This window comes from Psychrobacter sp. ANT_H59, assembly GCF_008369225.1.
GTDB classification, from domain to species: Bacteria; Pseudomonadota; Gammaproteobacteria; order Pseudomonadales; family Moraxellaceae; genus Psychrobacter; species Psychrobacter cryohalolentis.
In genome coordinates, this window is sequence record NZ_VOBE01000003.1 from 114,395 (window position 1) to 140,317 (window position 25,923).

21 protein-coding genes are annotated in these 25,923 nt (G+C 43.7%); 14 read left to right on the forward strand and 7 right to left on the reverse strand.

From position 1 onward, the window contains the following. Positions 1-51 precede the first annotated feature (51 nt). The 9 genes from FQ083_RS06095 (at position 52) to FQ083_RS06135 (ending at position 11,062) form a co-directional block, all read left to right on the forward strand. Positions 52-366, forward strand: coding sequence for a glutaredoxin family protein (locus FQ083_RS06095; RefSeq protein ID WP_149409220.1), 315 nt, complete (start codon positions 52-54; stop codon positions 364-366). Between the two features lie 192 nt (positions 367-558). Beyond that, on the forward strand, positions 559-2,037 hold the full coding sequence (locus FQ083_RS06100) for an FAD-linked oxidase C-terminal domain-containing protein (RefSeq protein WP_149409221.1): 1,479 nt from the start codon (positions 559-561) through the stop codon (positions 2,035-2,037). Beyond that, complete coding sequence (glcE, locus tag FQ083_RS06105; RefSeq protein ID WP_149409222.1) at positions 2,034-3,092, forward strand: glycolate oxidase subunit GlcE; 1,059 nt, start codon at positions 2,034-2,036, stop codon at positions 3,090-3,092. Before FQ083_RS06100 ends, glcE begins: the two co-directional genes overlap by 4 nt. Before the next feature lie 26 nt (positions 3,093-3,118). Then, entirely contained in the window at positions 3,119-4,330 is a 1,212-nt protein-coding gene (gene glcF, locus FQ083_RS06110; protein WP_149409223.1) for a glycolate oxidase subunit GlcF, read from the forward strand. Between the two features lie 243 nt (positions 4,331-4,573). Continuing rightward, positions 4,574-6,331 carry an L-lactate permease gene (locus FQ083_RS06115; RefSeq protein WP_149409224.1) on the forward strand — a complete coding sequence of 586 codons (1,758 nt, stop codon included), beginning with the start codon at positions 4,574-4,576 and terminating at the stop codon, positions 6,329-6,331. A gap of 192 nt (positions 6,332-6,523) precedes the next feature. Continuing rightward, complete coding sequence (locus FQ083_RS06120; protein WP_149409225.1) at positions 6,524-7,732, forward strand: alpha-hydroxy acid oxidase; 1,209 nt, start codon at positions 6,524-6,526, stop codon at positions 7,730-7,732. A 99-nt stretch (positions 7,733-7,831) separates the two neighbouring features. Further along, on the forward strand, positions 7,832-8,878 hold the full coding sequence (locus tag FQ083_RS06125; protein WP_149409226.1) for a rhomboid family intramembrane serine protease: 1,047 nt from the start codon (positions 7,832-7,834) through the stop codon (positions 8,876-8,878). A gap of 244 nt (positions 8,879-9,122) precedes the next feature. Next, positions 9,123-9,935, forward strand: coding sequence for a MipA/OmpV family protein (locus tag FQ083_RS06130; protein WP_149409227.1), 813 nt, complete (start codon positions 9,123-9,125; stop codon positions 9,933-9,935). Positions 9,936-10,153: 218 nt separating this feature from the next. Continuing rightward, entirely contained in the window at positions 10,154-11,062 is a 909-nt protein-coding gene (locus tag FQ083_RS06135) for a hypothetical protein (RefSeq protein WP_149409228.1), read from the forward strand. Between the two features lie 169 nt (positions 11,063-11,231). On the opposite strand, the gene FQ083_RS06140 is transcribed toward FQ083_RS06135, so the two are convergent. Together FQ083_RS06140 and fumC are read right to left on the reverse strand one after the other, a co-directional pair. Then, on the reverse strand, positions 11,232-11,759 hold the full coding sequence (locus FQ083_RS06140; protein ID WP_149409229.1) for a peroxiredoxin: 528 nt from the start codon (positions 11,757-11,759) through the stop codon (positions 11,232-11,234). Positions 11,760-12,056: 297 nt separating this feature from the next. Then, entirely contained in the window at positions 12,057-13,460 is a 1,404-nt protein-coding gene (gene fumC, locus FQ083_RS06145) for a class II fumarate hydratase (RefSeq protein ID WP_149409230.1), read from the reverse strand. Positions 13,461-13,603: 143 nt separating this feature from the next. Between fumC and FQ083_RS06150 the strand changes: the two genes are divergently transcribed. Then, complete coding sequence (locus FQ083_RS06150) at positions 13,604-14,314, forward strand: 5-formyltetrahydrofolate cyclo-ligase (RefSeq protein WP_149409231.1); 711 nt, start codon at positions 13,604-13,606, stop codon at positions 14,312-14,314. Continuing rightward, complete coding sequence (locus FQ083_RS06155; protein WP_149409232.1) at positions 14,311-14,544, forward strand: hypothetical protein; 234 nt, start codon at positions 14,311-14,313, stop codon at positions 14,542-14,544. Before FQ083_RS06150 ends, FQ083_RS06155 begins: the two co-directional genes overlap by 4 nt. A gap of 246 nt (positions 14,545-14,790) precedes the next feature. On the opposite strand, the gene FQ083_RS06160 is transcribed toward FQ083_RS06155, so the two are convergent. Continuing rightward, entirely contained in the window at positions 14,791-16,152 is a 1,362-nt protein-coding gene (locus FQ083_RS06160) for a Na+/H+ antiporter family protein (RefSeq protein ID WP_149409233.1), read from the reverse strand. 318 nt (positions 16,153-16,470) lie between these two features. Between FQ083_RS06160 and lon the strand changes: the two genes are divergently transcribed. Further along, positions 16,471-19,095: an endopeptidase La gene (lon, locus tag FQ083_RS06165; RefSeq protein ID WP_262880873.1), complete on the forward strand. Its 2,625-nt coding sequence runs from the start codon at positions 16,471-16,473 to the stop codon at positions 19,093-19,095. A gap of 274 nt (positions 19,096-19,369) precedes the next feature. Next, the gene (locus tag FQ083_RS06170) at positions 19,370-19,927 is read left to right on the forward strand and encodes a superoxide dismutase family protein (RefSeq protein ID WP_149409234.1); all 558 of its coding nucleotides are present in this window, start codon (positions 19,370-19,372) and stop codon (positions 19,925-19,927) included. Positions 19,928-20,038: 111 nt separating this feature from the next. Here FQ083_RS06170 and topA read toward each other — a convergent pair whose 3' ends face one another. Together topA and FQ083_RS06180 are read right to left on the reverse strand one after the other, a co-directional pair. After that, positions 20,039-22,729, reverse strand: a complete 2,691-nt coding sequence (topA, locus tag FQ083_RS06175) for a type I DNA topoisomerase (protein ID WP_149409235.1) — start codon at positions 22,727-22,729, stop codon at positions 20,039-20,041. A 279-nt stretch (positions 22,730-23,008) separates the two neighbouring features. Beyond that, on the reverse strand, positions 23,009-23,605 hold the full coding sequence (locus tag FQ083_RS06180; RefSeq protein ID WP_020444081.1) for a hypothetical protein: 597 nt from the start codon (positions 23,603-23,605) through the stop codon (positions 23,009-23,011). Between the two features lie 320 nt (positions 23,606-23,925). Between FQ083_RS06180 and FQ083_RS06185 the strand changes: the two genes are divergently transcribed. Further along, a complete protein-coding gene (locus FQ083_RS06185) occupies positions 23,926-24,471 on the forward strand; it encodes a DUF2799 domain-containing protein (protein ID WP_262880874.1) in 546 nt (181 codons plus the stop codon). A gap of 176 nt (positions 24,472-24,647) precedes the next feature. On the opposite strand, the gene FQ083_RS06190 is transcribed toward FQ083_RS06185, so the two are convergent. After that, positions 24,648-25,049 (reverse strand): ExbD/TolR family protein, encoded by a 402-nt coding sequence (locus tag FQ083_RS06190; RefSeq protein ID WP_011514224.1) that lies wholly within the window; start codon positions 25,047-25,049, stop codon positions 24,648-24,650. Positions 25,050-25,149: 100 nt separating this feature from the next. Then, positions 25,150-25,839: a MotA/TolQ/ExbB proton channel family protein gene (locus FQ083_RS06195; RefSeq protein ID WP_149409236.1), complete on the reverse strand. Its 690-nt coding sequence runs from the start codon at positions 25,837-25,839 to the stop codon at positions 25,150-25,152. Positions 25,840-25,923: the final 84 nt, after the last annotated feature.

Consider the following 25,923-nt stretch of genomic DNA (forward strand, 5'->3'; position numbering starts at 1 on the left):
GAACGTTGAATTTGTAAGCTTTGCCTTTAGGATTAATATAAGAGAGTAGCTATGTACGAGAATAATAATATAAGCACATTGCGTGCTCATATGATTGAAGAAAAACCTGAGCTTGGTTCTCCTGAAAATATAACCAAATGGTGGCTACTCGGCACCTCAGGTTGTCATTTATGTGATATTGCTGAACAGCTGATAACACAGCTACAAGTGGTGCAACGCGTTACTTACGAGTCTGTCGATATTGCCGATTTCTCTGAACCGCTTATGATGGCCTTTGCGACGACTATTCCCGTCATCTTGACACCGACAAAACGCTTAGATTATCCATTTTCAGTACTGGATTTGCAGCGTTTATTGGGACCCTGACAGCCCCTGCTCGCTTATTCAATACAGCCGCAAACAAGCTTAATTCTTACTAATTCAAAACATTACATATCATTTTATTCAGTTTTAACCAATATATTGATAGCTAATCTTTCCCTTTTTATTATAAGCTTAAGGTCATCTGTATAATAATGCAGTGAGTGTCGACAATTTAGTGAGCAAAGGAATGCCACCATGAATCAGAGCCAAAGACCTGATAAAGCTGCTTTAGTAGAGCTATTTCGCGATTTTATTGAGCCTCAGTACGTGATCAATGATGAGGAGACTCAAAAGCCTTTTGAGTGTGATGGCTTATCGGTATATTGCGATATGCCCCTCATTACGGTGCTCCCAAAAACCGTTGAGCAAGTTTGTGAGGTAATGCGAATCTGTTATCGCTATCAAATCCCTGTGGTCGCACGCGGTGCCGGTACGGGTTTGTGTGCAGGTGCAATGCCCAACCCTGATGGCATCTTATTGGTGTTGTCACGATTTAAACATATCCTTGATATTGATCCACTTGCCCGTAGCGCACGTTTGCAGCCAGGTGTCCGTAACCTTGCTATTAGTGAGGCGGCAAGTCAATACGGCTTGTATTATGGCCCAGACCCCTCCTCACAGATTGCCTGCTCCATCGGTGGCAACGTCGCCGAAAACTCAGGCGGCGTCCATTGTCTCAAATATGGTCTGACCACTCACAATTTATTAAAAGTTGAGATGGTCACAGTCGAGGGGGATCTCATTACTATTGGTAGTGAAGGTCTTGATAGCAACGGCTTTGATTTGATGGCTTTGATTACTGGCTCTGAGGGTCTACTTGGGGTGATTACTGAAGTGACGGTCAAGCTGCTACCTAGCCCTGAAAAGGCTCAGGTCATTATGGCCGCTTTTGACAATGTTCAGACCGCAGGGGACGCGGTCGGCGGCGTGATTGCCAAAGGTATTATTCCAGCCGGACTTGAGATGATGGATAGCCCTGCCATCATAGCCGCCGAAGCGTTTGCTCATGCAGGCTATCCAATTGACGCCCAAGCGTTGCTGCTGTGTGAGTTAGATGGTAGCGAGGCGGAGGTTCAAGAACAGATTGCAGAGGTTGAGCAGCTGTTTATCGAGCTTGGCGCAACCACAACACGTGTCTCGCAAAGTGAGGCGGAGCGCGCCTTATTATGGAAAGGTCGAAAATCTGCATTCCCCGCTGTCGGACGAATATCCCCTGACTACTACTGCATGGATGGCACCATTCCGCGTAGCCAACTTGCCCATGTCCTAACCGAAATGCAAAAACTCTCAGATGAATACGGTCTGCGCGTCGCCAACGTGTTTCATGCTGGGGACGGCAATTTGCACCCGCTTATCTTATTTGACGCCAATGTCCCAGGAGAGCTTGAACGTACTGAAGAGTTTGGCAGCCGTATTTTAGAGCTTTGCGTCAAGGTGGGCGGCTGCATAACTGGTGAGCATGGGGTTGGCGTCGAAAAAATCCGCCAAATGACGATTCAGTTTAACGATCAAGAGCTGACACAATTTCATGCAATCAAGCACGCCTTTGACCCAATCGGTACGCTAAATCCAGGTAAGGGCATTCCAGTGCTCAAGCGCTGTCAAGAGTACCGTACCCTTGACAGAACGCAACACAACCATGACTCTCAACCACAGCAAGGAGATCTGGCATGACAGACATCAGTCAAGAGCTGATTGCGCGAGTAATGCAAGCCAGCCATGACGGCACAGCCCTACAAATCATGGGCGGGGGCAGTAAGCAGTTTATGGGACGTGAGCCAATAGGCGACCCCATCAGTCTTAGCGAGCACAAAGGTATTCTCAGTTATGAGCCGATCGAATTGGTGCTGACTGCTCGTGCTGGAACCTCAATTACTCAGATTAATAGCGCCTTAGCAGAACACAATCAGTGCTTAGCATTTGAGCCACCGACATTTGACGGACAAGCAACCTTGGGTGGCACATTGGCTTGCCATTTATCAGGCCCAGCAAGACCTTGGAGCGGTTCAATAAGAGACCATGTCTTAGGCATTCGCCTGATTAATGGCCATGCAGAAGAACTGCGCTTTGGCGGTCAGGTGATGAAAAACGTCGCCGGTTATGATGTCTCACGGATGCAAGCAGGCGCTATGGGCACGTTGGGTATCATCACTGAAGTCAGTCTAAAAGTCATGCCTAAGCCTGCCGCCACTGTGACTATTAAGCAGGAAATGGACGCTGCAAAGGCTATTGAGACCATGAACCGTCTCTCAGGAAAATCCAAACCCTTGACAGGGGCTTGTTGGTTTGACAATCATTTGTATTTGCGCTTGGCCGGCGCGCGAAGTGCTGTAGACAGTACTGTCAACCAGTGGCAAGGCGCAATATTAGAGGATACAAATACGTTTTGGTCAATGCTTCGTGAGCAGCAATTGGATTATTTTTTAAACGCGTCCTCATTGTGGCGGTTTTCTGTAAAAAGTAGCGCGGCGCATATGCTACCAGAGGAAGATTGGCTGATTGATTGGGGAGGATCACAGCGCTGGCTTCGTGGCGAATTTACCGCGGACAAATTAGAAGCGCTCGCTGAGGCTGCAGGTGGTCAGGTCAGCCTTTATCGCGGTGGCGACAGGAATCAGGAGGTCTTTCATACTCAGCCTGAGGCGCTCCAAAAGCTCCACCAACGCCTCAAACACGCCTTTGATCCGAATGGTGTTTTCAATCCCAATCGTTTATATAGCTGGATGTAAATTAGCTCGATGACAAGGAAGTCGTAATGCGAACTCAAATCAATATAAAGTATCTGGATCACCCAGATATTCAAGAAGCCGATGATATTTTGCGCACTTGCGTTCACTGTGGATTTTGTAATGCTACGTGTCCCACGTATCAAGAGCTTGGCGATGAGCGTGACGGTCCTCGCGGTCGTATTTATTTACTAAAACAAATGCTTGAAACTGGTGATGTTAGCGAAAAATCCCAACTTCATTTAGACCGCTGTTTGACTTGTCGTAGCTGCGAAACCACTTGCCCCTCCGGGGTAAAATATGGCCGCTTGGCTGAAATCGGCCGCGATATTATGGAAGAACAGCTGTCGCGACCTGCCGATCAAAGGCTTAAACGCTGGCTTATCAGAAAGGTGTTGCCCTATCCGCACCGATTTGGGTTTCTCTTAAAACTCGGACAACTGTTTCGCTCCTTTTTGCCTCGCGACTTAAAAGCCCAAGTTCCTGTTAAGCAAATCACCCGCCCGCGACCCTCGCAGCAACACTCGCGTCAAATGCTGGTGTTAGAGGGCTGCGCCCAACCTTCTGCCACACCCAATACCAACAATGCCGCCGCCCGAGTACTTGATAGGCTAGGCATTAGCTTGATTGCTGCACCAGATGCCGGATGTTGCGGCGCTGTGAGCTATCACATACCTGCTCATGAAGAAGGGCTTGCGTTCATGCGGCGCAATATCGATGCGTGGTGGCCATATATTGAGGCTGGGGCTGAAGCCATTGTTATCAGCGCTTCAGGCTGCGGCTCGATGGTCAAGGAGTACGGCGAAAAACTCAAACATGACGACGCTTATGCAGTTAAAGCCAAGCGTATCAGTGCACTGACCCGAGACCTGAGTGAGATTTTGATCAAAGAGAACCTAGAGAAGTTGGTAGTAAAACAGACGAATCGTAAGACCGCTGTCCACTGCCCATGCTCGCTACAGCACGCTCAGCAGTTAGGCGGTCATGTTGAGCAGATATTGCAACGCGCTGGGATTGAGCTCTCTAAAACCCAAAACGGACATTTATGCTGCGGCTCTGCTGGTACTTACTCGCTCCTTCAGCCTAAGCTTAGCCAGCAACTACTCACCAATAAAATCAACGATCTTACCATCGATAACCCAGATCAGATTGTGACAGCCAATATCGGATGCCAATTGCATTTAGGCAGCCATGCGTCCGTCCCAGTCAAGCATTGGATCGAATTGTTAGACCCACAATAAAACCAACTATAATGAGTTAAGCGGATTGTAAAGGACAATCATAATCAGCTCTTAACTACCTTAATAAAGAATACAAGGTCTCAGCTAATTTTTGAAATAAGTTCTCTACTGCCATTTGAATGACGCCCGCAGCACCAAAAAACTACGGGCTTCTTTTGGCTTAATACTGATAAAGAAAAAAGAAATATCCTTCAATGATATTTCAAAGATGACTTCAACTACATATACCAAGGACGGTTTATTATGTACACTTTTTTGGCCTTAGCGCCTATTCTGGTAGTACTCGTTTTGCTTGTAATGTTGCGGCTCCCTGCCAAGATTTCTATGGGCGTTGCCTATTTAGTAACCGCGCTATTAGCGTTGTTCGTTTGGCAAGCCAGTGGCGCCCAAGTCGCAGCCGCTACTGTAAACGGCATCATCGTCGCACTCACGCTTTTATTTATTGTATTTGCGGCTATTTTATTGCTGAATACTTTGAAGGAAGGGGGCGCTATTGTCGCTATTCGTAAAGGCTTTATGGATATCTCGCCCGATAGACGCGTTCAAGTTATCATTGTGGCGTGGTTATTCGGCTCGCTGATAGAAGGCTCATCAGGATTTGGTACGCCATCTGCTATCGGTGCACCGTTGTTGTTAGCTTTAGGTTTCCCAGCGATGGCATCAGTTATGGCTATGTTAATTATTCAGTCGACGCCCGTATCATTTGGTGCCGTTGGTACGCCAGTATTACTTGGCGTTTGGACTGGTATCAATGATAAGCCAGATATAACGCAAGCGATTGCGCCACTCTCAACTGAAAACTATCTATTACAAATTGCGGGTAACATCGGTCTGATACATGCGCTGGTAGGTTTTCTAATTCCGTTACTTTTGAGTGGATTTTTGACTCGGTTCTTTGGTAAAAATCGCTCCTTCGTTGAAGGGCTCAAAGTATGGCCTTTTGCTATATTCGCTGGTCTCTGCTTTACCGTTCCTTATTATTTAGTGGCTAGATACCTAGGTCCTGAGTTCCCATCATTGGTCGGCGGTTTTATCGGTCTTATGATTGTGCTTCCTGCAGCACAGCGAGGCTTCTTGATGCCTAAAGAGATTTTTGATTTTGCGCCACGCGCTAAATGGGATAAAGACTGGCTCGGCTCGTTACCTGAAGAAAAGTTTGATGATTCCATTGCACCAAGATTTTCTTTGGTTCGGGCATTTTCTCCTTATCTCATCGTTATTGGTCTACTAATCATCACTCGAGTCATTGCACCGCTGAAGGCATTTTTGACTGGAGATTTGACCACTATACAATTTACCAATCTTTTTGGTACAACTATTTCTAGTAAAATCCAACTTGCCTATTCTCCAGGTATCATTCTAATTATTGTTGCCTTAATCTCTATCTTGTTGTTCAAAATGAACGGACAAGCCGTCAAACGTAGTTGGAGTAGTTCTGCAAAAACCATGGTAGCCGCCGCACCAGCCTTGCTGTTTTCGGTACCGATGGTACAAGTATTCATCAACTCCGGGTCAGCTGCTGAAGTCGCAAATTCGCTACCCGCTATGCCCATCTTACTGGCTGAGAGTGCTGCTGGTGCCTTTCAAAATGCATGGCCACTCGTGTCTCCGTGGATTGGCGCGTTGGGTGCGTTCATTGCAGGCTCAAATACCGTCAGTAATATGATGTTCGCTTACTTTCAGTGGTCAACCGCTAGTCAAATTGGCTTAGATGTCAATCTTGCTGCACAAGTAGTAGCACTGCAAGCGGTCGGTGGCGCAGCGGGTAATATGATTGCGGTACATAACGTCGTTGCTGCTTGCGCGGTAGTTGGTCTGATGGATAAAGAAGGCTATGTTATTCGCAAAACCTTAGTCGCAATGACATACTATGTGATTCAGGCAGGATTGATCGGTATGGGTATTATTTTCGGTCAAATGTGGTGGTGGATATTGGCTGTCATTTGGCCAATCGCATTTTTTGGCATCATGGCAATGACGAGTAAAAAAACCGTTACTTAACATGAGTTAGCTGTACTAGTAAATCTGTGAATCTGCACTCAGTACTTGAACTGACGCTATTATACTAACTATGATAGCGTCAGTTTTATGTCACGGTTAAGATAATATTATCTAATAATTAACGACAAAAAATGAATGACCGCAGCATCATAATGAATAAACGGTTACCAAATAAGCAACAAGGAAGACCTTATGAAAAATTTGAGCAAAATTACTGAAATTGAAGACTTACGACGGGTCGCTGAGCGCAAAGTACCTCGCATGTTTTATGATTATGTCGACTCAGGATCATGGACTGAGACCACCTATCGTAATAATGAAACCGACTTTGACCGTATCAAACTGCGTCAGCGAGTATTGGTTAATATGGAAGGACGCTCGCTTGCCACCGAAATGTTGGGCACGTCAGTAAAAATGCCGGTTGCGATTGCGCCAACAGGCTTTACTGGCATGATGTGGGCAGACGGAGAAATCCTCGCGGCACAGGCAGCAGAAAAGTTTGGCGTACCGTTTTCACTATCGACCATGAGTATTTGCTCTATCGAAGATGTCGCCACCCATACCAGCCAGCCGTTTTGGTTTCAGCTATATATGATGCGCGATATGGACTTTATCGCCAATTTGATTCGCCGCGCCAAAGAAGCCAATTGCTCAGCGCTCATCCTGACCGCCGACTTACAAGTACTCGGTCAACGTCATAAAGACATCAAAAATGGTCTATCTGCGCCGCCAAAGCCGACGCTTGCCAATATCTTAAATCTGATGACCAAGCCAGAATGGTGCATGAATATGCTGGGTACCAAGCGTCACACCTTTGGTAATATCGTCGGTCACGCTAAAAACGTCGAGGATATCTCATCGCTATCCGCATGGACAGCTGAGCAGTTCGATCCTGCGCTGAGCTGGGATGATGTCGCTCGTATTAAAGACATGTGGGGTGGCAAGCTGATTATCAAAGGTATTATGGAGCCAGAAGATGCTGTAATGGCCGCTCGTAGCGGTGCTGATGCGTTAGTGGTCTCAAACCATGGTGGACGCCAATTGGATGGTGCACCCTCTTCCATTTCATCTCTATCCGATATTGTACAAGCTGTGCGTGCTGAAGACAGTCAGATTGAAGTTTGGCTCGATAGCGGTATTCGTTCTGGGCAAGATGTACTCAAAGCGATGGCATTAGGAGCCAATGGCACGATGATTGGTCGCGCTTTTCTTTATGGTCTTGGCGCGTATGGCGAAGATGGTGTCCGCCGAGCGCTTGAGCTGATTTATAACGAATGTGATATCAGCATGGCGTTTTGCGGTCATACCGATATCAATGAAGTGCGCGATGATATCTTAGTCAAAGGTACCTACGAGCATCTTAAAACTGCCTTGCCATACGTAGCGCCAATGCGCTGGTAAGTGTAGACGATATAGCTACTTAGACTTGTTGGTCGCTTTCTTTATACTATCTATACCCTTTATACTGTATTGATAATTTTTTATTGATAATTAGATGTTATGACCATTCAACAATTATTAAAGACAGCGCCTGTTACCACCTTGTTATTAGTCAGCTTTATCGGGCTATTTATCATGCAGGTATTAACGGGTGTCGATGCCAATAATCCCTCAACTGCAGCGCTGATAAAATGGGGTGCCAATGCCTTGCCTTTTACTATGGATAATGAGCCATGGCGCTTGGTGAGCAGTGCGTTTTTGCATATTGGGCTGATGCATTTATTGTTTAATGGTTTTGCCATGTATTTTTTTGGTCAAATCGCCGAGCCGATGTTTGGCTCTGCGAAGTTTTTGGCGCTATTTTTACTGGCAGCAATCGGTGGCAACTTACTAAATAATTACGTCACATGGCAAGGTATTGTGGACGGGACAGGACAAGCCGGATTATCTGCGGGCGCATCGGGCGGTATCATGGGTATTGGCGCAGCGTTATTAATCGCTGCGCTGTTTAAGATATCAGTCAATGGTATGGTGCTGAATCTTAAAAGCCTGATATTTATTATGGGCATCAACTTAGTCTATGGTTTTGCGGTGCCGGGTATCGACAATGCTGGTCATATTGGCGGTGCGATTACCGGTCTTATCATTGCACTGGCTTTTGCGACTGCCTATCGTCAACGTATGGCAGCTGTCATACAGAATATTGCCACTTACGAGAATGATTATTTACCCCATTATCAAAGTGAGCAACAAAACGAATATCACACCACTTATATTAATACGCCAGTGAATAGCGACACTGACTTTGATAATGATGTTCACTCAACCAACCCTCATTTAAATCATGACAGTTTGCATAATGAGAGTCATGTGGATAATAATAGTGGTGTAAACTCAAACGTAACTGTTAACCCTACCAATCCTATTCGCCCTACTCTTAACGAAACCCTGAATGAAAAAAGCAAAGCCATTAAACCTGCGCCTATTTGGCAATTGCTGCCGTGGATTGTAATGTTATTTATTAGCATTGGCTTTATGTGGTGGTGGCAAGATATCCATCAGCAATTAATAGAAGTGCTCAATGCCATTGAGCAAAGTACTGTTTAGCCTATAGCTCTTTTATTTTTACCTGATTCTATAGTCAGTTCAAAATAAAAGCGATACGATTGTAATAACGTGCTATTGGCTATAATTTTTTCTTGCTTGCTGTTCGCAGGCGTGACAGAGGCTGCAAAAAATTTATAGCCAATAGCACTGTATCGTTTTTAAGATGAATCGACTATAACGTACAAAATCCTTACGAGTTTTACTATTTTTATCCCTTTGTTTCACCCACTTATGAGAGCACATCATGTTTACATCATCATCGCTATCCCCTACTTTTAAGCGTGCTTTGCTTAGCACGTTGACGGCTACTGCCATGCTTGGCACAGCTAGCCTATCTAATGCAGCACTCTTCAATAAAAACCTACCGAAAGATCCTGATGCTGAGCTAAGCGTCGGCGTCAACGTCATGGCAGTCAAATCTGCTTATGATTTGGAAGAAAGCACCGAGATAAAAGTATTGCCAGGCGCATTCTATGACAATAATAAAATCTACGCACGCGGTGCTCAAGCGGGTGTATACCTTATCAATGACGGCAGCAATCAGCTAGCTGCTTATGCTCAGCTTGCTGGCAATTCATTTGATCCTGATGATGCCACTGGCGCACTAAAAGGACTGGATGAGCGTAAAGCCTCTGCTGCTGCAGGCTTAAGCTATACGCGTCTGACACCGGTTGGTGGCTTTCGTGCCCAATACGCAACAGATATCTTAGACCGTAGTGGCGGTAATACTGCCCGCTTAAGCTATATTGGTAAAATTAGCAAAAACAAGCTAACGGTCTATCCAAGCGTTGGATTTGAGTACAATGATGCCGACTACAATGAATACTACTACGGCGTGAGCGATACAGAGTCAACTAGAACAGGCGTCGCTGCTTATACCGCCAACTCAAGCTTGAATCCTTATATTAATGTTAGTGCCAACTACGATTTCAGTAAGCGCTGGGCGGGCTTTGCCAATCAAAGCTTAAGTTATCTGCCAAATGAGCAATATGACAGTCCAATGGTTGACTCGCGTACTGATGCTACGACGACGCTTGGTTTGCTTTATAAGTTCTAATTGAGATTAGAAGTTTGGTTTAAAAAAGCCGAGCATTTTGCTTGGCTTTTTCTTTGATATGAGACTAATATTAGGACGTTGCATTACACGGCTATGAGCTATCTCTCAATTACTCTGAATTTATGTTTGCTTATTTTTGAGGCTGTTATTATTATGAAATTTAACTAATCTCTCAAAAATCATGGCTAATAGTCAGACTCTAAAAAATAAGACAACTTATGGAAGACGAACAAGAAAAAAATGGTTTAATATCTAAAAGAGAAAAACCTGTAGTACCAGAACCTTATTCTTTTTCAGAAGAAATAAAAAATAGGGAAAGCTGGGCAAAGATAGCAATAGCGATTATATTAACGGCTTTGGTGTCGTACAAGATAGCTACTATTGACGCTAACCTAGACTTCTCAAACTTTAATTTCAGTTTCACAGACCTACTCTCTTTAATACTTGCAATTTTTGCGATTTCTATGTCTGTAGCCCTTTATTTTAAGGCAACAGACACAAGCAATAGGTTCTACGATAACACCTTTAAATTCACAAAGGACATTTCAGAAATACTTGGACGCATAGAAGCTGGATTCGGAGCGAGGCTAAAAAATCTAGATGAAGGTTATTCAGGTCTTAGAGACAGCTTTCAAGGGAGCATAGGTAGTTCTGAAGAAATAGATGCTAGTAAAACTGAATTGGAAAGAGAGATTGCAGAAAAAAACCAGATTTTATCGGATCTTATTGACCAAACAAAATTGAGCGAAGACGAAAAAACAGAAGTGCTTCATAGCCTTCAAAGTAAAGAACGCGAAATCTTAAATTTAACTAAGGAACTCAAATTTCTTAAACACAAAATCCAGAACAACGAAAGCTCAATAGAAAGTACCTTAATTAATAAAGTACCACCTTCTATGAGAAAAATTGTTTTTAACATTTTAGAGTCTAGCGATATTTCTATTCATCGCGTTGCCGATTTACCAATAGAACTTCTCAGAAACATACTTATTTTTGATAGAAGAATGTACTCTGCACCTACTCAAAAATTATTATTTAAATACGGGATAATCGATGATAATGGGAGCTTTACAAACGAAGGTTTGCAATATATTAGAGCGCTAGCAAAAGATAGTTTACCATTCTGAACGAGCACAGCAATGAATATGTTTCTAAATACAATCATGTATGAAAACTCATATTGACTCAATTTATATTAGTTAAACGCAGATAGTTTTAGAATAGATCCAAGACCAAAAAAAGACCTTGCCACATAACGTGACAAGGTCTTTTTTATTTCTAACTTCTCAATAGAATCTAAGCATTACTTTTTAAATACGCTAACATAGTGTCTGCATCTGATACTTCAAATGGGTCTATTGGACAGTTGTCGCCAAAATCAGCTTCCTTAAACACTTTTGTAACTTCTTTATTGTCGACAACCATCGAATAACGCCATGAGCGCATACCAAAGCCAACATTACTCTTATCAACAAGCATCCCCATTTTACGAGTGAACTCACCATTACCATCAGGAAGTAAGAAAACGTTTTCACGGTTTTGCTTCAGACCCCATTGATACATGACGAACGCATCATTGACAGAAATGCAAACTATTTCATCTATGCCTAATGCCTTAAACTCATTATAAAGCGCTTCATAACGAGGGAGATGGCTGGTCGAACAAGTTGGCGTAAAGGCACCTGGTAGAGAAAACACAACCACTTTTTTATTGGCAAATAACTCATCTGTGGTCAGATCATACCATGTGAACGGGTTGTCTCCTCCAATAGAGTCATCACGAACACGAGTTTTAAAAGTCATATCAGGTACATGGGTAATCATTGTTTACTCCGATTTAGGTTATTGTCTTTTTTTCCAAAATTCTGCATGTATATGATAATAGTTATAGTAGTCTATAAGCAATCTTTGAGATTACATTCACTATATAAGATGTAGATCTAGCTTTAAAAATATAAACCAAAAAAAAACCTTGCCACATTCTCGTATAAGAAGTGACAAGGTCTTTTTATTCTAAATTTTTAGTGGAACAAATATGATGCTGCTACTAGCAGTACAAATGGTACCTATCGTACATTAAGCAAGTCTGACACCGTAGCAGGTCATTATTTGGTCTACTGCTTACTTAGGATTTACCATGTCAGCAGGAATAACCCACTCATCAAACTGCGCTTCAGTTAATAGCTCTAACTCAACTGCAACTTGCTTCAAGGTTTTGTTTTCTTTGTAAGCCGTCTTAGCGATTTTCGCGGCATTCTCATAACCAACATGACGGTTCAATGCAGTGACTAGCATCAATGAGTTATGCAAGAAGTCATCGATTTTGTCTTTTACTGGCTGGATACCAACAGCACAGTTTTCGTTAAAGCTATTGCACGCATCGCCAAGCAGTTTGATAGATTGCAGTAGGTTAAAGGCAATCACTGGCTTATAAACGTTTAGCTCAAAGTTACCTGACGCGCCTGCCATGCTGATAGTGACATCGTTACCCATGACTTGCGCAACTACCATGGTCATTGCTTCTGACTGGGTTGGGTTTACTTTGCCCGGCATGATAGAAGAGCCAGGCTCATTTTCAGGAATCGTCAACTCGCCCAAACCACAGCGGGGACCTGATGCCAACCAACGTACGTCGTTAGCGATTTTATTCAAGCTACTTGCTAGCGTTTTTAGTGCGCCTGAAGCAAATACTTCAGCATCACGAGCAGCTAGTGCTTCAAATTTATTCGGTGACGTCACAAATGGAAGACCAGACAATGTCGCCAATTGCTCAGCTGATTTTACGGCATAATCAGGATGAGCGTTTAGACCAGTACCAACCGCCGTACCACCTAATGGCAATTCATACAAGCCTTGTAGCGCATTATCAATACGTACCAATGAATGATCAAGTTGGCTAACATAGCCGCTAAACTCTTGACCTAAAGTCAAAGGCGTGGCGTCTTGCAAATGCGTACGACCGATTTTTACGATGCTATCGAATTCTTTTGCTTTCGCATCTAGCGTATCACGTAGCGCTTTTACCGCTGGAATCAATAAGCCGTTGATTTCACGAGCAGCGGCAACACGAATCGCCGTTGGAAAGCTGTCGTTGGTAGATTGAGCATGATTTACATGGTCATTTGGGTGAATCGGCGTGTAGCTACCACGCTCAGAACCAGCGATTTCATTGGCACGATTAGCCAATACTTCATTCATATTCATGTTTGACTGTGTGCCAGAACCCGTCTGCCAAACGACTAGCGGAAACTGATCGGTTAGACCACCATTGATGACTTCATCAGCCGCTTGGACGATAAGATCGCGCTTGTCTGCATCGATACGCTCAAGGCTCGCATTGGTAATCGCAGCGGCTTTTTTGACCAGTGCCATCGCTTCAATCATCGGACGCGGCAAGGTCTCGCCACCGATTTTAAAGTTTTCGCGGCTACGCTGAGTTTGTGCACCCCAATAAGCGTCAGCTGGGACTTCTACATTGCCCATGGTGTCTTTTTCGGTACGAGTTGCCTGATTCTGTGTTGACATAACTACCCTCTTTGATGGTTTGGTAATGAATGGTTTGTCATAAAAAGTGCAACAGCTGCTGCACACAAAGAAAAATACGCTGTAAAGTGGCGTTATGATAGCATGACTTATCACAAATTTCTCCACGTCCGTGAGGGTAACTGATGTCTAAGAGCACCAGCCAACAACAATCTACCAGTTCGCTACCTGAGTTATCTACCGTGAGCAGTCAAGCTACTAATAATATGCAAATAGCTGATACCATTAGCAACCCACCCAGACGCCATTTTACTCGCCAGCGTCGTAGGCTCTTGGATAATGAGCGTAAACAATATGCACGCATGGCAAGCTTGCATTTAGTCAAGCTACAGCAACGCTTACCGCCAAATGCACGTATCGGCTTATATTATGATGGCTTTGGTGAGCTGCCCACTCAGCCAATTTTGGATTGGTGTCAACACTTAGGCTATTTTTCGTATTTGCCGGTGGTCGGCTCATTTGGTCGTACTAGCAATGGCTTTGAAGATAAACGATTGCGCTTTGTGCCTATTTATCATGCAAAGTTATTAAATGTACCGACACGCATTCATAGCTTAGGGATGAAACAAAACCATCATCGAAGATTATTGTGGGCACGCGAGCTAGACGTCATTATCTGTCCATTGGTGGCGGTCGATTCGAACGGTAATCGTATGGGCATGGGTGGCGGGTTTTATGATACGACGCTTAGCAAAAGCTATCAATCAGGAGCAAAAAAACCGTTAAAGATAGGCTGGTGCTATGACTTTCAAGTGGTTGAGCAACTAGAGCGTCAATCATGGGATGTGCCTTTAGATGCCATAATTACGCCAAGTGGCTTGAGGTGGTTTCGATGAAAAATGATAAGAAATCTCTAGATACTAACTCTAGTGCAGAGAATGTCGAACAACATTTGCAAGAGTTAGAAAAAGCGGATTATGAGCGGCTCTATTATAGTCAAGAGCAGACTTTTAGCGCTGACGAGTTAGCAAATACTATCAATGAACGCCGTTTAAATGAATTAATGGCGCAAAGTGATGAGTTTTTGAGTGGGTTAAATAGTGAGATTGAGGATTTTGATGAATAGTATTAAGAAAGGCATAAATCACATCATCATATAGTTAAAATACCTTAAAAACGCTACAGTACTGCTGGTATAAATTTTTTGTAGCCTCTGTTTGCGTCTGCGTAGGCATAGCAAGCAAGAAAAATTAATATCAGCAGTACATGATGTATGGATATTACTTCTCCCTGACTATAAAAAATCAAAAAGGCGAATGATTATAAAATCACTCGCCTTTTTTATATCGACATTAAGAGTTTATATTGTTAATTAAAGCACCATCGCCGCAATCCAGCCAAAGATCAATAACGGAATGTTGTAATGGATAAAGGTTGGCACCACGCTGTCTTTGATATGGTCATGCTGTCCATCAACATTTAGACCAGAGGTGGGACCCAATGTTGAATCTGACGCTGGAGAACCGGCATCACCAAGCGCACCAGCCGTTCCAATAATAGCTACTGTTGCCAATGGCGAAAACCCAAGCGAAATACAAAGTGGGACATAAATCGCTGCCAAAATTGGAATGGTCGAAAAGGATGAGCCAATACCCATGGTCACAATCAAACCAATGAGTAACATAATAAATGCGGCCATCGCTTTGTTACCAGCAAACAACGATGCCGCTCCATCAACTAATGGCTGTATCTGCTCAGTCGCTTTCATGACTTCCGCAAACCCTTGCGCCGTAATCATAATAAAGCCAATCATCGCCATCAGCTTGATACCGTCATTAAAGACCGTATCGGCATCACGCCATTTAACCACGCCCGTTGCCATAAAGACGCCAAAACCAAACATTGAGCCTAGCAATAATGAATCAGTATAGAGCTGTACAACAAAGGCAGTGACAATCGCTGCAATCGCCACTAGCGTCTTCATTTTACTTTGTGTTTGTGCAGTAGCCGCAGTTTTGCTTAACTCGTCACTATCTAACACTTCATCATGTGCAGCTTTATCAATTGCTAGCTGCTGATACTGACGCGGTTTACGATAGCTGATAAATACAGCAATCAGTAAGCCCACGAACATACCCAAAGCGGGAATCGCCATGGCTTTGGTCACCGAGATATTACTGATATCGATACCGGCTTCACCAACGTTTTTGAGCATGATTTGATTAAGATAAATATCGCCAAACCCATAAGGAACAAACATATAAGTCGTGACAAGTCCAAAGGTAATCAAACAAGCAATCAGGCGTCTATCAATATGCATGCGGTTAAATGCTAATAATAGCGGCGGCACAAGCAAGGGAATAAAGGCAATATGAATGGGGATTAAGTTTTGACTAAAGCAGCTCATAGTGACTAGACCTGCAAACAGCATGTATTTAATCATGCCACTGGTGCCGCCTGCATCAATGCGCTTAATCACTGCCCCTGCCAAAGATTGTGGCAAGCCGGAATGCGCAATTGCCACTGCAAACGCACCTAGCAGCGCATAAGACAGCGCAATTTGCGCGCCGTTTTTAATCCCTTCTTGAAAGGCGTTCAAGGTATCAGTCATACCGAGACCAGCAATGAGCCCACCTGCCAGCGCACCGATTAACAAACTGAGTACCACGTGTACCCGCGCCAAAGACAGCCCTAGCATGATGACTACCGCCAGTAGCACCGCATTGATGGTCATATTCTCGCCCCTTATCCTATATTTTTTAGCCTACTATCGACCCATTTTGGTATGCTGCCAATTTACTTATGTCGTCTCAGCCTTTTAATCCACACAGTTGCTATTTGAACGGAGCGATTAAGACGCGCGCTATTTTACCTGATTTTACGACTAAAACCCACGCGCAAAACCAAATAGCCTGAAGAGAAAAAGTAGATAAAGGCACAATATTCTCTCAACTGTTGATAACAGAGCCTTGCAATTTTATATAGCAGCACCATTTATCTAAACATGAACCACTAACTTGACTTTACAAGTCTGGTGAACGAGGAAGAATATATGAGTGAACATAAAATTGATAAAGACAATATCGACATCGATGTCGACGTATCACCTAACGTTGCTGATGACAACAAGCAGCGAAGTGAGCTAGAAAACGAGCAACAGAACGAGCTAAAAACCTCGTCTGATAACGCAGTAGAAAACAAGTCAGCGGCTGACGCTGCTCAAGAAGATGACACTGCGAAAGACAGTAAAGAAGATGCTGTTGAAGATTATCTGCCATTATTGGCATTGCGCGATGTCGTTGTTTATCCGCATATGCAAATCGCCTTGTTTGTCGGTCGTGAGCCTTCAGTCAAAGCGGTTGAATTGGCGCAAGCTGAGTACGGCAATAAAGTATTGGTCGTTGCTCAAAAAGACTCGCTCACCGAAGACATTGATCACGATAACTTATATCAATACGGCACAGTATGTCGTATCGTCAGCACCATGCCACATGATAGCGATGAGAATTGCATCAAAGTATTGATCGAAGGTCAATATCGCGCTCGTGTTGATTCGATAGAGAGTCATGATGATTTATTGATGGCAAGCTTTGAGCGTGCAGACCTTGATGTCAGCATGGATGAAAGCCAGCAGAAAAACACGATTCAAGCTTTAACCTCGCTGTTTGAAAGCTATGCCGATGCACGTCTACGTAATGCGCGTGAGCTAACGCGCGTTGCAAAACGTATCGATGATTTGCTTGAGTTGGTCTATTTTATCTCAACTCGTGTGTCGATGGATCTTGATATCAAACAGTCATTTTTAGAGCAAAATGATATCAAAACCCATATCAACACTTTGACTGAATATTTGGTCAAGCAAAGTGCTGAGCAAAACATCGAACAAGATATCCAAGAAGCTGTCCGTCAGCAAATGGAAGACAATCAGCGCGAATACTTCTTAAACGAGAAGATGAAAGCCATTAAAAACGAGCTGTCAGATATGAATGACGGTGCGTTCGATGGTGAAGATGACGTGGCTGAGCTTGAACAACGTCTTGATGAAGCTGACTTGCCAGAAGATGTGCGCAAAAAAGCTGAGCAAGAAATGAAAAAGCTCAAAATGATGCCACCGGCTTCGAGCGAATCTTCAGTGGTGCGTAACTATATTGAATGGATTTTGGACACGCCGTGGAATGCGACGACTAAAGTTTCTATCAATTTAGATAAAGCTAAAACTGTCCTAGACGAAGACCATTATGGATTACAAGATGTCAAAGATCGCATCTTAGAATATCTCGCTGTACAATCACGAGTGAAAAAACTGCGCGGTCCGATTCTTTGCTTAGTCGGTCCTCCGGGTGTTGGTAAAACGTCATTGGGTGAGTCGATTGCACGCGCAACCGGTCGTAAGTTTGTGCGTATGGCGCTTGGCGGCGTACGTGATGAAGCGGAGATTCGTGGTCATCGCCGTACGTATATCGGTGCAATGCCAGGTAAAATCGTGCAGTCATTGGCAAAGGTAGAAGTCAAAAACCCGCTATTCTTATTGGATGAAATCGATAAGATGGCGCATGATTTCCGCGGTGATCCAGCATCAGCATTGCTTGAAGTGCTAGACCCATCACAGAATGATACTTTCAATGACCATTATTTAGATATGGACTTAGATTTGTCACAAGTGATGTTTATCTGTACCGCTAACAGTATGGATATTCCAGCCGCGCTACTTGACCGTATGGAGGTTATTCGCTTACCGGGTTATACCGAAGCAGAAAAAGTGAATATCGCGCAGAAGTATCTAGTGCCAAAAGCAATTAAAAATAATGGTCTCAAAGAAGGCGAGATTGAGATTGTAGAAGCGGCATTGCATAGCATCGTCCGTAGCTATACACGTGAAGCCGGTGTACGTAATCTTGAGCGTGAAGTGAATAAAATCTGCCGTAAAGTGGTTCGCGGTTCGGTTGAAACGCATGGTGCACGCGCTCCGAAAAAAGCAGAACGTCAGCTGGTCGTGGTCGATGACAAAAACATCGATGACTATCTAGGTGTCCATCAGTATGACTATGGTCTAGCGGAAGAAGAGCCTGAGATTGGTCGTATTACTGGGCTTGCTTGGACACAAGTCGGTGGTGAGCTACTCACTATCGAAGCGGTTGCGATGAAAGGCAAAGGTGAGCTTATCTTTACCGGTTCACTCGGCGATGTGATGAAAGAATCTATCCGTGCAGCGATGAGTGTGGTACGTGCTCGCGGCGATAGCTTAGGGATTGACTACGAGACCTTTAAAACGACTGACGTCCACGTACATATGCCAGAAGGAGCCACTCCAAAAGATGGTCCATCTGCTGGTGGTGCGCTAACGACAGCGCTGGTCTCTGCCTTAACTGGTATTGCTATTCGTCCAGATATTGCCATGACAGGTGAGATTACCCTGCGTGGTAAAATCTTACGTATCGGTGGTCTTAAAGAGAAACTGCTCGCAGCGCATCGTGGTGGTATCAAGCATGTGTTGATTCCAGATACTAACGAGCGTGACTTAGCCGACATCCCTGATAACGTCAAAGAAGGCTTAACCATTCAGCCAGTCGCGACGATTGATGAGATATTAAAAGTAGCGTTGGTCAGTATGCCAGTACCAATTAAACCTGCCAAAGTAACGGTTGATAAGACCAAAGGTAAAGCGCTACACAATTAATCAGTTAACGTAAGAAAAAGACCGTAATATTAGTTACGGTCTTTTTTTTGTTCAGGATTTTTAAATTTGCTATTTATTTTCTCTTGGATTAAATCCCTTCAAATGTGATAGGAAGATACCCTGCTTAAGTTACCTTCTTTTAAAAATCATATGATACTTACATTTATTAACTGATTGTTGCGCTTTTGGTGAATAACTCCTTCAAGCACCTAGCTATACTGATACAGTAAATCATTGATGATATCAAAAACAAAAATTTAAAACGGAGATAATAATGAATAAGACAATACTTGCAAGTGCTCTATTATGTGGTTCTGCTTTAGCAATAACGGGTTGCCAAACTGTAGAAGGTCAAATGCAAACAGGCAATCCTCTAAACCAACCTGTTTTAAAGTCGACCATTAATGCTGTTACTGGTGATAAAAATGAAGTCGGGCAAATGTTTTTACGCCCCGTTGATGGCGGTGTACAAGTATATGGTAAGCTGATGAACTTGCAGCCGGGTCAGACCGTGTCGCTACATATTCATGAAACAGGAAGCTGTGGCAATATGGGTAAAGCAGCAGGTGGGCATTTTAATCCAGATAATAAGCCACACTCTAACCCAGATGACATGAATGGTCATGCAGGCGACTTACCTAATCTAACGGCTAATGCGGATGGTGTCGCAACTATCAATTATGTGAATAAGAAAATTTCTGCCGCTGACGCTGGTAAATATAGCGTCAATCGTCTAGCCTTTATCGTGCATAACGGCGTTGATGATTATACCAGTCAGCCAGCTGGTAATGCCGGTGATCGCGTCGCTTGCGGTATCATCGAAAAAAGATAATCCATAGTCCATAATCACAGCTTCGATTTTAAATCATAAAAAAACCTCTTAGATTGTCTAAGAGGTTTTTTTATTGCCTAAAACTACTGAAAGCTTAAAGGTAAAAGAAATTTATTCCTCTACCCACTCGCCTTTACGCCAGTAAACGCCCCAACGTGTGGCTTTGCCATTTTTCTCAGAGCCGATATACTGCTCTTTTTTCTTGCGCGACCAACGTAAAATCGTTGGATTACCATCTGGATCTTCATCTGGACCTTCAAACAAATACTGGAACTTGTCTTCCATTTTATCTTTAATCTCTCGCAGCTCAGCAAGCTTTGGCGGACGTGTCTCCCGTACTTTAGGGAACTTAGAGGCGGCTAAGAACATGCCCGCTGCGCCTTCACGTAAGATAAAGTAATCTTCATGCTTAACAGATTTTAACTCTGGTAGATGGATAGGATCCATGCGCGGCGGTGCTGCTTCGCCTGTTTTCAGCACTTTACGCGTGTTATCACATTGCTGGCAAGCAAAATAAGGACCAAAACGTCCCGTCTTTAGCTCCATTTGTCCATCGCACTTATTACAGTCAATAGTTGGAGAATCAGAGCCAGGAACTTCGAACTTACCTTCTTCTAAGACATAACCATCACAATCAGGATTGTTACCACACACATGCAGCTTAAGACCGCCATCAACGATATAACCATTCATTGCCGTACCGCATTTCGGGCAGCGTTTCTTCTCCATCAAATCTCTGACTTCGGCCGCTTCGTCATCACCTTCGGCATCATCAAGATTGGCAAAAGCTTCGACTGGCATTAAGTTCTTAGTGCCTTTACAGCGTTCTTTTGGTGGTAAGTTGTAACCAGTACAACCTAAGAATACACCCGTTGAACCGGTACGTAGCTGCATTGGACGAGCACAAAGATCGCAATGGACATCTGGTACATCGGTTGGATCATTCGGGCGCATGCCGTCTTTTTCTTTAGCACGATCAAGCGTTGTTTTGAAGTCACCATAGAAATTATCAAGGACATCTTTCCAATCGGTATCGCCTTCTGCCACATGATCAAGCTTGTCTTCAAGCGCGGCGGTAAAGGTATAATCCATCAAATCAGGAAAACTTGCCGTCAGTCTATCGGTGACGATATCACCCATTTTTTCAGCAAACAGGCGCTTGTTTTCTAACTTCACATAACCGCGATCTTGAATAGTCGAGATGATAGAAGCATAGGTCGATGGACGACCGATGCCTTTTTTCTCAAGCTCTTTGACCAAACTTGCCTCAGTAAAACGCGGTGGTGGCTTAGTAAAATGCTGACTCGGATCAAGCTTATCTAGTATTAATTTATCGCCTTTTTTCACATCTGGTAATAAGTTATCGTCGGTCTTGGCGGGTGGCATAACCTTGGTAAAGCCATCAAATACCAAGGTGCGACCGCGTGCTTTTAGCTCGACATCATCAGCAGCAACGAATAAATTCACTGATAGATATTTTGCTGGTAGCATCTGACAGGCCACAAACTGACGCCAGATTAGCTCATACAAACGTATCGCATCACGCTCAACGGCTTTAAGCTGTGTTGACTTCATATTGACGTTAGACGGACGTATGGCTTCATGCGCTTCTTGTGCGCCTTGTTTATTACCATAGAAATTCGGCTTTTCTGGCACGTATTTTGCGCCATAGCTGTCTTCGATATAGCCACGTACCGCAGCAAGCGCATCACCTGATAAAAAGGTCGAATCGGTACGCATATAAGTAATATGACCCGCTTCATATAAACGTTGCGCTAAAATCATGGTTTTCTTAACTGAGAATCCCAGACGCGTGCTGGCGGCTTGTTGCAAAGTCGAGGTAATAAAAGGCGCGCTTGGTTTCGACTGCGTTGGCTTCTCTTCACGTTCTTTGACGATAAAGTCATTTGCTTTTAGGACATCTAATACTTTATCGGTCTGCTCTTTATTGACGAGTTTTAGCGTTTTGCCGCCTTGCTTGGTCGCTTCTAAACGAATACCAATTTGCTCAGCGTCTGCAGCTTTTTTGGCTTTGATATCAGCAATATGGGTATCGGCATGAATCTGCCAATACTCTTCTGGAATAAAGGCGCGAATTTCATGTTCTCTTTCTACGACCAAGCGCATGGCAACTGACTGTACGCGACCCGCCGATAGACCACGAGCGACTTTTTGCCACAATAGTGGCGATACCATAAAACCAACGACACGGTCTAAGAAGCGACGCGCTTGCTGTGCATTAACTCGGTCAATATCAAGTTTAGACGGTTGCTTGAAGGCATTTTGAATGGCAGATTTGGTAATCTCGTTAAAAACGACGCGCTCATATTTACTGTCAGCGCCGCCGATGACTTCTTTAAGATGCCAAGCAATCGCTTCCCCTTCTCTGTCCATATCCGTTGCCAGATAGATTTTGTCAGCGTCTTTGGCTAAAGCTTTCAGCTCTTTGATGACCTTGGTCTTATTTGGCAAGACTTCATAGACTGCCGCCCAATCATGCTCAGGGTCGACACCCATACGCCGTACCAATGCTTGCTGAGTTTTCTCTTCTTTGCTTAGGCTGTCATCTTTTTTGGTCGTTGCTGGTTTCTTTGCGCTTTTGCTAGCACCGACTGGCAAATCTCGGACATGACCGATACTTGAGCGCACGATAAAATCATCACCCAAGTATTTATTGATGGTTTTTGCCTTGGCGGGTGATTCAACAATCACCAAAGATTTGCCCTTTGGACTGGCTTTTGGGCTGCCTTTAGGTTTGTCAGCAGCGGGCGCTGCACTTTTTTTAGCTGCGGGTTTTGTCATAGGTGACGACACCATAATAAGTAAATTAAAATAAGAATTGTCTAGCAGCATGCCATTTATAGGTTTGGTTATAAGGGCGTGGCAAATTATTGTAGTAATGGCTGCTAGTAAAATCGGTTATAAAACAAATGATAACCATAACGAAAGGTTTCAGTTATAAAGACGTTACACTGCTAAGGCTCAAACTGTCAACTGAAAATGACTAAGCGTCTGCCAAAAGCACTTGCATATCGCTCGTTTATGGAGACGAAAAAACAATTTGCTACCTTGTGGCGATTTTTATAGGATCTTTTGCATCTGCAGCGCCCACTCTTCAAGCTTTTCTTTGAGCGCTAATAAATCGCTCTCAATCAATTTTTGCTGATAAGTAGGATTGGTCGCAGGGCGTACATAAGCGATATCTTCCCAATAAATCACGATACTATTTGCCTTAGTCAATAGCCCCTTTACGTAGGGCTCAATACTGACTGGCAAATCAAGTGGCATCTTGTCCAAACTGACATTGGGCTTCTTAATTGCCGTATGGGTATTGCTTTGATTCGCACGAATAGCCGTTGGCACGATAAGCTTATTATCATCTGTAGTCGTATCGACAAAGCTACTATCTGGTCGCCATTGCCCATCAATCACTTGATAGCGGGTAAACGGCAGATTGGTATTTTCTAATATTAAGCAATACTGACCCATCATTCCGCGACCATACTCGTTGTCTTTACCCTTTATCCAGTCAGGACAAGTGACCAGCTTTGGATTGAGCTGCAAGCGGCGCGCGGTCATACGCAGCTTATCTAAACGCTGATCGATACCGCTCGGCTTGAGCGCCATCATACTCCCTAATACGAATAGTACAATGAGAATAGCAATCCACATACCCATGACAATCTGACCTTTTAGCTAATAAGTTCGCTCATAGCAGCGATTATTTTATACGTGACTGACCTTGATAACTGTATTTATAATGCGTGTCAGCTCTCAAAAATCAAGAAGAATAGAGCGCAAGTACACAAATTACCGCATGCTAGATTATCTATCGTTATGAGACAAGCCACCAGCTAATCTACAATATCGCTGATATTTATAGTGGCATATCAAATACTTAGTACAGAAAGCTACTCGTTCGATAACAAGATACAAAAAGTCGGGCATATAAAAAAGTGCTATGATAAACCATAATTTTAAACGCGCGCAGGTTTATTATGAATAATCTTATTAAGCGAAACTCATCGAGTGCCAATTTTACTCAAAAATCGCGCAGTCCAATCATGAGTAGGTCCAACGTTGCATTAACACTAATCGGTGTTGCCTTATTTACTTTATCAGGCTGTGCTACCACCCAAAAAAGCCTGACGCCGCAGCAATGTCAAAGCAGCAACTGGCAAGAAGTGGGCTATGCCGACGGTATCAATGGGCGCTCAGGGGATTATTTCGGTCATTATGCTAATAGCTGTGCTCGTGCTGGCGCTCCCATGCCAAACCGTATTCAATGGGAACAGGGTCGCCAGCTGGGGCTAAAAAAATACTGTACCGAGCTAAATGCTTATAAGCGTGGTCGTGAAGGCTATGACTGGCAGCCTGTCTGCCCGCTTGAAGGCATTGAAAAGCTCGAAGAAGCTTACGCGCAAGGTCGCTATTACCATATCCGCCAACGTGACCTTGATTACTTGCGGTCGCCTTATCCGTTTGGTTATGGTCCTAGACGCTATGGCGGCTACGGCTATCGCCCGTTTGGCTACGGCTGGTAAGCATTTATCAAGAATAAAAGCCAAATAATACATTAATAAAATAAAGGAAACCTCACAAGATTACCTTGTGAGGTCGGAGAGAAAGTTTATTATTTTAATGGTTCTTATTATTATTCTGCTGATTTTTCTGTTAATAAGCTTGCTGATACTTCTAGCAAGTATTATGGCTTTAACGATTATTCATTAACAAAGGCTATTTTGCTTAGTCCCGCTTCACTCGCCGCTGCCAACACTTGAGCGACGGTATCATATTTACTGTCTTTATCAGCACGTAGCTGTACGGAAGGATCTTTGCCAGCGGCACTTTGCTGCTGCAAGCGTACTTCTAGCTCTTCCATACTAATAGGATCGCTGTCCCAAAATATTCCTGCATCTTTATCAATACTGATTTGAATCGCTTCGGGCGGGATTTCATTTAACATCGCACTGGTCTTTGGCAAATCTAATGGCACTGCCGGATTCAATACGCTCGCCGTCAATAAAAAGATAATCATCAATACCAGCATGATATCGATCAGCGGAATGAGGTTCATCTCATTCATGCTTTGACTACTATCATCACCCAATTGAAATGCCATAATATTCTCAATACGTTTTGTATAATCATCAAAGCTATTACTTTCTAGCTTACCTGTCGCTTCGCTTTCTTTTAATGTAAAACCCTATCAATAAATAGGGTTACGGCTGTGATGGCGCTGATTTATGATAACGTTCTGTTTGTTGAGGAGCTTGCGTCTCTTTATGATTACCTTTTACTAACTGAGCTTGAGTCACGGCAGGTTCATTATTTATTGATGATTGTTGTGTGACTGCTAGCTCAGCAGATTGCGCCAGTAAATCATGGGCGCGATCATTTGCATGGTACATGATGCTACGATTAATACGTACAGCAAGGTTATAGAACACTACCGCTGGAATCGCTACGGCTATTCCTAAACCGGTCATGATAAGTGCCTCACCGACCGGTCCCGCTACCTGCCCAAGTCCTGCTTGTCCGCTCATACCAATATTACGTAGGGCATGGAAAATACCCCATACTGTCCCAAACAGACCAATAAACGGTGCAATCGCTGCTGTCGTACCAAGGATAGGCAAACCACGCTCGCTAGCAAAACGGTAGCGACCAATGTGCTTTAGCAAGGTTTGCTCAGTAATCAAACGCCGCGTCGCTGCATCTGCCACGCTTAGATCTGAGCGCTTTGCCTGCATCTGCTGGCTCAAATCATCAGCAACAGTCGTCACCAATTTTCGACTTTGTAGCACCCGAATGATGCCCGTGACCCAAGATATGATAGATAAAGCGAGCAGTAAAAAGAACAAGGTTCTAGTCACCATGTCGCTATATTGCCAGTAAGTTGTAAAGTCCATGTCAGACTCCCTAGTAAGTTGTGCCATCACATAAACCTGCAGCGACTATCGCATTTATGCTTATCGTGAAAAGATTATAATGTA